We start from the raw sequence: 10,858 nt of genomic DNA, 5'->3' as shown, positions 1-10,858 counted from the left end.
ATTACCGGATGATACATGATTCCCTGTTACAGACCGGGCATGAAAACCCCGTTGTCGAACTGAAATATACCAACCCTATGATACTGATGCAATATCCGCTGAATTACAGTCAGTCGATTAGCTCGGATTATACCTCTAAAGGTTTGTATTCTGGTACAGTGGCTATACAGACCCATGGCACAATGGTTACCGCAGCTGATGCTTATGGTAAGATGATACTGCCTTCGGGAGATACGTTAAGTCCTGTACTTCGGGTAAAGACAATACAAACCATCCTGAATACCCCTGTAGAAGGTTCATCTGGCATAGAGACGGGCGATCAGGGCAAACAGCTCGAGACCTGCCGCTGGTACAGTAAAGGCTATCGTTATCCGGTATTTGAGACAGTGAGGAATATTAACATAAATGACAGTACGGAAATCTTTTCTACTGCATTTTTCTATCCGCCACAAGATCATCTTTATCTGGATACTGATCCTGAAAATCTTGCTTTGCAGGAAGAGGTATGGGATATGGATAAGAAACAGGAGGAACTGCAAGAACAGGTAAAAACAATTTCTATGGAAGATATAATGACCTGTAAGATATATCTCAATCCTGTAATATCGGTTATGAATCTGGAATATGAGTTGAAGACGGACGCTAATGTGTCTTTCGAGCTATACTCGATCGATGGTATGCCTGTAAAGAAGATAAAGACACAAAAGAAGACAGTAGGGAATTATTATGAAACGATTGATTGCTCGGGTTTGTTTCCGAAGAATTATGTGTTGAGGATTACAGCAAATGGATTGAGTGTTAATGAAGTGATTATTAAGAAGTAAAAAGAAAGTGTTATGAAAAAATATAAATTGATAATTTTTATAATCTGCATTGCATATTATCAACTAAATGCGCAAACACCCACTCCGGAAGAAATACTTCGTTCATATTCCATTCAACCTGTAGAGCCGACAACATCGTCATTAGGAAGATACGGTGAATATCAGATGGATTATTCCAATGGATTACCTGACATTTCGATTCCGTTATATGAAATCAAGAGTGGGGATCTAATCGTTCCTATAACATTACGATATCAAGGTGGAGGTATCAAGGTGCAGCAGGAAGCTACCTGGGTCGGCTTGGGTTGGGACCTGTTTTATGGCGGACAGGTTACCCGTGTAGTGCATGGGTTTCCGGACGAAGATGAACCTGATGTATCGCAATGGCCTACGGCTAGTCAGATACGCGATTATATGGACCAATATAAATCAGATATGGACAATAGTTATCTCAAATATTTAGCAGAAGGTAAAACTGCGGGCTATTCCTTTATGCCGGATGAATATTATTATAATGCAGGTATGGAAAGTGGCAAATTTGTAGGAGAAGCAGAAAAAGTATTGATACCTTACAAACCCGTAAAAATAAAAGGAGGATCAACGGGTTGGAGTATCACTAATTCAGAAGGCATCACATACTCTTTCAAAAAAAATGAGACATCTACTTATACCGCTCAACATGTGATATCTCGTTATACATCGGCATGGGGCGTCGAAAAAATAACATCTCCTCATAATCACACCATTACTTATGAATATCAAACCGATGGTAATTATGTACCCGATAAGGCTTCGATGTATCAAGGTTATTATCATTCTTATATTGATATATCTGCACCTTGGTATTCAGAATCTAATATTAATCATACTATTCCTTTACAAAAAACAATCCTCGGGATGAAAATAGAAAGTACAAAGCCTCAATATATTTATTTTGAAGGAGGCCGGGCGACATTTATATTATCACCGCGAACTGATATAACAAACAATGACGGTTCGGCTCCAATTCAAAAACTGGATAGAATCCTTATAGAACGCATACAGGAAAATGGTTTATATGAACCAGTCAAATACTTTCAGCTCAATTATTTCTACAGAGAAAACCGGCTGTTTTTAAGTGGCGTTGATGAAGTCTCTAAGGGTGAAAGCAAACAGGTTGCTAAATTTGAATATGATACGACTCCTTTACCTGATAAGGGCAGCTATTCATATGATTATTGCGAATATTACAATGGTAGTATGAACATAACTCCAATACCACGCTATAATATTCTCACTAGAGGAGGAGAAATTATCTCATTTGGAGGAGCCAATAAAAATGTTGTGGAATCATATACAAAGGCCGGAACTCTTATCTCGGTAGTATACCCGACCAAAGGAAGAACAGTTTTTACATGGGAAAATCATCGTTACGGATCGGCACAGCCGATATATGACAGGCAATATACAAAAGAAGAATCGGTTAGGGTGGCTGGAAGTAGCGATATCACATGCTCCGACAATCATCCTCCCCATAAAGAAGATAATTATATAACTTTTACAAATTATGTGGATCAAAGTATAAATGTATCAGGGTTAATAAAGTTAATCAATACAACTGATTTCCAACATGAAAAATATGATTGGGGAAGTATCACGTTTACAGACCTAACTTCAGGAAGAGTATGGCTGAGTAAATCTTTAAGTAAATATACTACCATTTCTATTAATGAAGTAATTAGCCTACAAGCTAACCACACATATTCTGTAAGAGTTATGACTAATTGTTCTAATGTAACTGCCTATCTCGGATTTACTTATAACAATTACGATCCTAATACTGATAAGTATAATTATCCTTATGGCGGTTTGCGGATTAAGGCAATAACCAATTATGATGCAGATGGAAAGTTCCTGGATAGGAGCAAATTCACTTATACAATTCCGGATAATCCAAATAAATCCAGCGGATATATAACTAATACGGCAGATGTTTTGCTCTCAAAGCATACAAAAAGTGTAGGATGCGTCTATAAAAATCCAGGTTATCTCGATCCTGATTATACGAATGAATATACTGAAACTCATTTATATTATGATAATCCGACTACAGGAATCTATTCGAATAATCTGAGTTATCAATATGTACAGGTGCAAAAACTGGGACCGGATAATAAAAATAATGGGATTACCAAGTATGAATTTAAAACATATTTGGATCAACAATTGGATAGTGAATTACCTGTCATCTCCAATTCATCATTGCGCGGCCAATTATTAAAAGAAAGTATTTATGACAGTGAGAATAATCTAATAAATGAGACGACTAATTATTACAGTAATCACAGGGGAGTAAACCGATCGAGTCGCGGATTAAAAGTAAAACAGGGTACCCACATCTCATCAGTAGGGCTATGTCCGGCGGGTCATGAAGGAATATATTTATTAGAACATTTATATATTCCCTATGATTATACCTACTATTCCGAATGGTGTAAGATGGATAGTACCGTAAGTACCAACTATTACGGAGCCAGCCCAGTTCGGCAAAAAAGTGAATATGTTTATAATGACCTGGCCAGTTGTCGTCCTACCCAAATAACGACAGCACTGAACAATGGTAAGAAAAAGATAACTAATATCACCTATCCTCCCGCAATAACCAAGGAACTGCAATTTGATACGAAAGAAGAAAAAATAGATAATACTGTTATTTATAAACAAATAAATAAATATAGTAGCACTCCATCCGTACCTATAGGTTTTTCTTTTCTATCATTGGATAGTGTTCGTATAAAATATGGAACGTTGGCAGAAGAGACTGAAGTAAAGATGAAGCGTGATGCAAAATACAATATCGTTGAACTTTTAGCACGTTCAGTAAGCCCTACAGTCTTTCTTTGGTCTTACTCCGGCCAATACCCAATTGCCGAGATCAAAAATGCCACCTATCAGGATGTAGAAACAGTATTGGGTAAAGTTTTGATAGATCGAGTTTCCACTGCAATAATGCCATCCGAAGCTGACATGAAAGCTATAAATGATTTGCGGAAGAATACGGCAGTTCTTAAGAATGCCCATATCACCACCTATACCTATAAGCCCCTTGTCGGCATACTGACAACTACCGACCCATCTGGCTCCACCATTACTTATGAATACGATGCTTTCGACCGCTTGAAACGTGCCAACGATGTAGACGGGAAAACTGTTCAGGAATACGATTATCAATATAACGGGGGGATATCAATGCCTCCTATAGAACCACCAATATCGCCTGTGGAGCCACCTATAACTGAAGATGGCGCGATTCAATTCTCAGATATACAGACAAATAATACAACGGGGGTTGCAACAGCAAAGATATCTTTGTCTAAAACTCAGACGATCACTTTTAAAGCAGAACTATTTGGCGCCCTGCCTAGAGCTAGGATCGCTATACCTATAGATGGTTGTGGCGCAACCTTTAGAATTGGGAATCAAAGCTTTTCTTTATTAGGCAATCAAAATGAAGTAAAAACATCTGAAAAAACAATTACATTGGGTGCAGGGAATCATGATGTAGTGATTGGTTTAGATATTATGAAGCCTAATATTATGGGCGTGTCAGCTTCTATAGAAATAATAAGTGTGAACGATGTAAAAGCAGAGATAGGAAGTAATAAAAGTATATCTGTTTATATGATGCAATAAAAAATAAATGGCTATGAAGAAAATACTATTATATATATATTTATGTATAAGTCTGGGGACTTATTCCCAATCAGCAGATCAAAACTATGTTCGTACGCGTACTTATACCAAAGAAAATCAAAGTAATTATTTAGATCAGATCCAATACTTCGACGGCCTAGGCCGCCCCATGCAAACCGTAGAACGGGGTATCACTCCCAATGCCGCCGATCTGGTCACCTATCAGGAATATGATGCCTTCGGACGTGAAGCAAATAATTGGCTACCAGCAGTTGCGACTAGTAATAATGGAGCTTATATGCCTTTAGTCTCTTATAAAGCAAAAGCAATGGCTACTTACGCTAATGATTCGGCCTACAGCAAGCCTGTCTATGAAGCCTCACCACTTAACCGTGTACTGGAACAATATGGTCCGGGTAAAGAATGGAGAAGTGATAAAAAAGCTGTAAGAACCGGATACCTGACTAATAAAAGCCGTACTGGAACTACAATTTTCGTTGCTGCTGATTCCCTAGCATGTGGCTTATATAAAACTGTTGATGATGTAAAAACCATCAGTTTATCACGGACTGCCAACTATAATGCGAACGAGCTGTATGTTACTCGGTTGAGCGATGAAAATGGAAATATATCTTATGAGTTCAAAGATAAGTTAGGACAAGTAATATTGACACGTCAAATAAATGCGGGAGGCGTGTATGATACCAATTATATTTATGATAGCTACGGCAATCTCCGGGCAGTTCTTCCACCCGAAGCATCGGACAGACTGCTGAGTTCGTCAGCATGGTTGGAAACAGATGCGACTCTGAAGCAGTATGCCTACCTATATAAATACGACACCCGCAACCGCTGCATAGCAAAGAAAATACCGGGCTGCGAATGGGTATATTATGTCTACGACAAGGCTGACCGCCTGATATTCACTCAGGACGGCGAGCAACGTACCAAAGGAGAGTGGCTTTTTAGCATCCCTGATGCGCTCGGCAGAACAGTACTAACGGGTACTGCGAAGAATATATTTGATTATACAACGAATCCTTTGGGAACTATGGTTGTAAATGCGACGTGGGCGAAAGCCAACAATGCATATAAAGGTTATACTATTATAGGCGTGACCATAACTAATCCGACTATTTTATCTGCCAACTACTACGACAATTATGAGTTCATGGGTTTGAATACTATACCTGAAAATACAGATAACAATTTCAAATATATAGCTGAAGCAGGTTATGGCACATGGTATGGTACAGACTATACCGATGCTAATAAGTATAAAAACAAAGGGATGCTGACAGGCACATTGACAGCACAGATGAATTTTGACGGTACTGTATCAACGGCTTATCTCTATTCTGTGATGTACTATGATACTAAAAAACAACTGATTCAAACCAAATCGAACAGCCATCTGACGGGAGGAATTGAAAAGGAATACATTGCCTATAACTTCACAGGACAACCGACGCAAAGGAAGCATATACACTCCGCCACAGGCAAGAATACCCAGACAGAAGTCTATACTTATACTTATGACCATGCAGGCAGGTTATTGACCACTACCCACCAGCTGACAGACGGCACAACGGTAAAACCTCAGGTAACACTCGCGGAGAATACCTATGACGAATTGGGAAGGCTAAAGACCAATAAGAAAGGAGGAGTGGCTGGTACATTGGCAACCTATGCTTATAATGTGCGTTCGTGGACTAAATCCATAACTAGTCCATTATTTAGTCAAACATTGTATTACAACGAATCGTATGGCAGTAGTACCAAACAATATAACGGTAATATTTCGGCTATGAACTGGTTAGTGCAAGGAGAAACCATGCTAAGAGGTTATACTTTTACTTACGACAATCTATCGCGGCTGACGGTAGCTAACTATTTAATTAATGGTACAGCCAATACGAACTTCAAGGCAGCCTACATATACGACAAACATGGCAATATGAAGACACTGCAACGATACGGAAAAACGGCAGCTTCGACTTACGGGCTGATCGATAACTTGACCATGACCCATACAGGCAATCAGTTGCTGGCAGCTAATGATGCCGTTGCCAATATCACCCTGACCGAGTCTGCCGATTTCAAAAACTACAGCAATGTGGCTACCGAGTACACCTACAATGCCAATGGTGCGATGAATAAAGATTTGAACAAAGGTATATCGGAAATCCAGTATAATTCGTTAAATTTACCACGTCAGATGGTGATAAACAGTCCGATAGCCAAGGCCAAGAACTATTACACCTATTCGGCTTCAGGCGTGAAGTTGAAAACAGAGCAGCGTTATGATCCCAGCCTGAATGCTTCACCTATAGGCACTACCACTCCGATCAATGATGGACTAGCTGATTATAAGAATACCGATTATGTAGGTAATATCATTTATGAAACCACCAAGACAGGTTCTTCAGTAATCAATAAGACCCGTATACAGGTTGAGGGGGGATATATCGAAAACGGAGTATATTACTATTACCTGACCGATCATTTAGGAAACAACCGTGTTGTTATAAATGCAAGTGGAACGGTAATCCAACGTAATCATTACTATCCATTCGGTATGGCTTTTGCTGAGAATACGAAAGCTGAACAGGGTTTACAGCCTTACAAGTATAATGGTAAAGAGCTGGATCAGATGCATGGGTTGAATATGTATGATTATAGTGCGAGGTTTTATGAGCCGGGTATAGGGAGATTTAGTACGGTAGATCCATTGGCGGAGAAGTTCTATTCTTGGTCTCCATATACATATTGTTATAACAATCCTATAAAATTTATAGACCCTGATGGAGAATTTCCTATAGTTCCCATAATAATATTTGTTGCATTATTTCTCAATTCTGATGCGGTAGTAGCTCCTACGGGAAACCCTTCCGATGGATCCCAAATACAGGAAGCGAGAGATAATTACAATATGAATAATCTAGGTATTCTTGTTCCATTACCTGGAGGATCTGGAGCAAGTACGCTATCTGGTACGGTCGGAAAACAATTTATTAAAGAAACAGGAAAACAAGCTGAGAAGCAAGTAGCAAAAGAAGTCGAAAAACAAGTCGGGAAACAGATTGGGGATGAGATTATTAGTGCAGGTAAAAGAGTGGATCCAAAGACTGGACAAAAATTGGGACCTAGTGGCAAGCCGATGGTGCATACAATTCGTAAATCCTCACAAAAAGAGGCAAAAGATGCTGCCCGAAATGACAAATCAAATGGAGCAAAAGGAACTCCTCCTAAACATACAAAGGATCAAAAAGGAGGTAAACATTTTCATAATGGTTCTGGAGTGGAAGGAAAAGGTAAAAAATCAAAAGATTATGGTTCAAATGCGGGAAAAATAAGCAATAATGTACATTATGAATATCCAGAATAAAAAATTATGGCTAGCTCTTGCAACAGTAGCGCCATTTATAGATAATAATGATTTAAATGGAGCTAAAGGTGCTGTTTTCAATGTACTTTTTGTTGCAAAAACAAAAAAAGAATTTAAAGAAAAGGTAAGGTTTAAATTATTAGAATTTGGCTATGTTTTAGAGAATTTGGAGGATATAGAACCTTTTGACTTTAAAAAAACATATGGTGATAACTTAAATAATTTAGCAGAAATTGCTTTGCAGACAGAAAATATTCAATGGGGAACTTTCTATATATATGATTAATTGTTATTTCCTGTTGCCACGATTTTGTAAACTGTGTCTTGCATAGCAATATATAGATTATTTATCCTGCCGGTGTCATTATCGGCAGGATTGTTTATCTAATTTTCTTTTGGTCATAAGAGCCAATTCAAAATATTTTATTATTTCTGTTTTTTTAATATTTACCGATGAAAATAATTTTAACACTAACATTTGCAGTTTTACTTAATTCATGCATAGTCCTTGAATCTATGCTGGGTCTAGATAGGTGTAATTATACTGATTGTGATAGAAAATGTATTGACAATTGCGACTACTGTGTAATTCACTGCGATAAATTAATGTTCCTGAAGATTTCGATTCAAGAATAGGCAAGTCGATAGATAAACAAATAGACCTATACAAAGAACAAGAAAAGAAGCGTAATTAAAATATTAATTTCCTTTTTTTGTTAAATGATTATAGTGAAGTGGTAACAGTCCGAATATTTAAGAGGTTACTCATTATTATTTATCAGATTGTTGTCATTGAGTCCGTTTAAATTAATACTATCATGCATGTATAGGAAGTAGTGTATTTGAGAAATCACTTTTTTCTTAAATCTTTTCCTTCAAAGTTGCAAATAGCTTCTACCCAATCTTGTGGTACCGGCTTGGACTTATGCTGAATCAAGTCGTAAGTAACCATTGTTGACCGACAAAAACATTTTTCTTCCCCGGTACTAACATCAATAACACGTTGAGCCAGTTCAAAGCTTTTTGTACCAATAGCAGTTACCGCGGTTTGTGTTGCGATATGGTCGGTGCCAAATATCTGAGATTTAAACACTACATTGATTTCAACCACAACAATAGCTTCTTCTTCCCAATTCACATTCGGGCAAATAGTTTCAATATAATTAGTTTTTCCCAAATCGTAGAAAGTAAAATAAACTGCATTGTTGATATGTCCGAACCGATCAATGTCATTAGCTCTCAGTTGTAGTGGAATGGTATGCTTAAATGATATTTCATCCATAATATTCATCTTGTTTTTCTGCAAAGTTATGATATTATTATAAAATTGAACTCTCTTCAATAGCCTATGTTTAGGGAATTTTTAGAATGATACAAACTTACATTTATTAAAAAAATGTATCTTTGTCGGAGTTTTATATTATTGCACAAAGAAATAATCAATATATGTTGACATCTCTTTTAGAAAAATTGGGACGATATACGCTTCTGATGCAAAAGGTTTTTACCCGGCCTCAGAAGTGGAATGTGTTTTTCCGTCAGTTCTTTGCCGAAATGAGCAAGCTTGGGGTAAATTCCATCTGGATAGTTATCATTATCTCGTTCTTTATTGGAGCTGTAATCGTAGTACAGATTAAGTTGAATATAGATTCTCCTTTTATGCCACGATATACAGTGGGATATGTATCGCGTGAGATTCTGATTTTGGAATTCTCGTCCACTATCATGTGTCTTATACTAGCCGGAAAAGTAGGATCTAATATTGCCTCGGAAATAGGAACTATGCAGGTGACCGAACAGATCGACGCCCTTGAAATCATGGGGGTAAACTCCGCAAATTATATAATCCTTCCTAAAATCACAGCATTAATGGCTTTTATTCCTGTGCTGGTGGTATTAAGTATGGTATTTGGCGTTATTGGTGGTTTTGCAGTTTGTATAATAGGACAGATAATGCCCGCCGATACATTTCAATATGGTTTGCAATCATTCTTTAAAGAGTTCTATGTCTGGTATGCGATTGTAAAAACAATTGTGTTTGCTTTTATCATAGCATCTGTAGCGTCTTTTTATGGCTATGCTGCCAGAGGAGGTTCGCTGGATGTGGGTAAAGCCAGTACAGATTCTGTAGTTATGAGTAGCATACTTGTACTCGTGTCGGACTTGTTAATCACTCAATTGATGATGTCATGATAGAAGTAAAAAACTTAGATAAGTCGTTCGATGGGCGCGAAGTGCTGAAAGACATAAACATTGTATTTGAAGCAGGCAAAACAAATCTTATCATAGGCCGGAGTGGTTCGGGAAAAACTGTACTTCTCAAGAACTTAGTAGGTCTGATGCGCCCTACCAGCGGGCAGATTCTATATGATGGACGGGACCTTACAAAAATGAAAACTGCTGAAGTGAAAGCATTGCGTCAGGAAATGGGCATGATATTTCAGGGGTCTGCATTATTTGATTCTATGACAGTATTCGAAAATGTCAACTTTCCGTTGATGATGTTTTCTGATATGTCCAGAGCCGAACAGGCAAAGCGTACACAGTTTTGTCTCGAGAGGGTAAATCTGGCGGATTCGGGACATTTATATCCCTCCGAAATAAGTGGAGGAATGATGAAGCGTTCAGCTATTGCCCGTGCAATTGCCCTCAACCCGAAATATTTGTTTTGCGATGAGCCCAATTCAGGACTTGATCCCCAGACTTCATTGGTTATTGACGACCTGATACACGATATCACAAAAGAGTATAATATGACCACGATTATCAATACCCATGATATGAATTCGGTGATGGGAATCGGTGAACGGATCAATTATATCAAAGAGGGAAATCTGGAGTGGCAGGGGACCAGTGCCGATGTGATGTCTTCTACAAACGAAGATTTCAATGATTTTGTCTTTGCTTCGGATTTATTCAAGAAAGTCAAGGCTGCAGAAAACGAAGGTATAAAACTAACATAAAAATTGAGGAA

General features: G+C 38.0%; 7 protein-coding genes. 6 read left to right on the top strand and 1 reads right to left on the bottom strand.

Annotation, left to right across the window (positions count from 1 at the left end; translation table 11 throughout):
* The 4 genes from HMPREF9455_RS09005 to HMPREF9455_RS08990 form a co-directional block, all read left to right on the top strand.
* Positions 1 to 824: T9SS type A sorting domain-containing protein (locus HMPREF9455_RS09005; RefSeq protein WP_006799344.1), on the top strand; the 824-nt coding region annotated here is incomplete at its 5' end.
* A gap of 12 nt (positions 825 to 836) precedes the next feature.
* The gene (locus HMPREF9455_RS09000; RefSeq protein WP_006799343.1) at positions 837 to 4,496 is read left to right on the top strand and encodes an RHS repeat domain-containing protein; all 3,660 of its coding nucleotides are present in this window, start codon (positions 837 to 839) and stop codon (positions 4,494 to 4,496) included.
* Positions 4,497 to 4,509: 13 nt separating this feature from the next.
* On the top strand, positions 4,510 to 7,884 hold the full coding sequence (locus HMPREF9455_RS08995) for a DUF6443 domain-containing protein (protein ID WP_006799342.1): 3,375 nt from the start codon (positions 4,510 to 4,512) through the stop codon (positions 7,882 to 7,884).
* Positions 7,868 to 8,170 (top strand): hypothetical protein, encoded by a 303-nt coding sequence (locus HMPREF9455_RS08990; protein WP_006799341.1) that lies wholly within the window; start codon positions 7,868 to 7,870, stop codon positions 8,168 to 8,170. The genes HMPREF9455_RS08995 and HMPREF9455_RS08990 overlap by 17 nt, the downstream gene beginning before the upstream one ends.
* A 564-nt stretch (positions 8,171 to 8,734) precedes the next feature.
* Here HMPREF9455_RS08990 and HMPREF9455_RS08985 read toward each other — a convergent pair.
* Entirely contained in the window at positions 8,735 to 9,166 is a 432-nt protein-coding gene (locus HMPREF9455_RS08985) for an acyl-CoA thioesterase (protein ID WP_044215910.1), read from the bottom strand.
* A gap of 167 nt (positions 9,167 to 9,333) precedes the next feature.
* Between HMPREF9455_RS08985 and HMPREF9455_RS08980 the strand changes: the two genes are divergently transcribed.
* Positions 9,334 to 10,077 carry an MlaE family ABC transporter permease gene (locus tag HMPREF9455_RS08980; protein ID WP_395858103.1) on the top strand — a complete coding sequence of 248 codons (744 nt, stop codon included), beginning with the start codon at positions 9,334 to 9,336 and terminating at the stop codon, positions 10,075 to 10,077.
* Positions 10,074 to 10,847, top strand: coding sequence for an ABC transporter ATP-binding protein (locus HMPREF9455_RS08975; protein WP_006799338.1), 774 nt, complete (start codon positions 10,074 to 10,076; stop codon positions 10,845 to 10,847). Before HMPREF9455_RS08980 ends, HMPREF9455_RS08975 begins: the two co-directional genes overlap by 4 nt.
* The last annotated feature ends 11 nt before the right edge of the window (positions 10,848 to 10,858 follow it).

It is taken from the genome of Dysgonomonas gadei ATCC BAA-286 (genome assembly GCF_000213555.1).
GTDB lineage: Bacteria > Bacteroidota > Bacteroidia > Bacteroidales > Dysgonomonadaceae > Dysgonomonas > Dysgonomonas gadei.
This window is presented reverse-complemented; position numbering and strand designations above follow the sequence as displayed.

Bases quoted from the DNA above. Each gene is read 5' to 3' on its own strand.
- HMPREF9455_RS09000 (WP_006799343.1), top strand. From the start codon at position 837: ATGAAAAAATATAAATTGATAATTTTTATAATCTGCATTGCATATTAT.
- HMPREF9455_RS08995 (WP_006799342.1), top strand. From the start codon at position 4,510: ATGAAGAAAATACTATTATATATATATTTATGTATAAGTCTGGGGACT.
- HMPREF9455_RS08990 (WP_006799341.1), top strand. From the start codon at position 7,868: ATGAATATCCAGAATAAAAAATTATGGCTAGCTCTTGCAACAGTAGCG.
- HMPREF9455_RS08985 (WP_044215910.1), bottom strand. From the start codon at position 9,166: ATGGATGAAATATCATTTAAGCATACCATTCCACTACAACTGAGAGCT.
- HMPREF9455_RS08975 (WP_006799338.1), top strand. From the start codon at position 10,074: ATGATAGAAGTAAAAAACTTAGATAAGTCGTTCGATGGGCGCGAAGTG.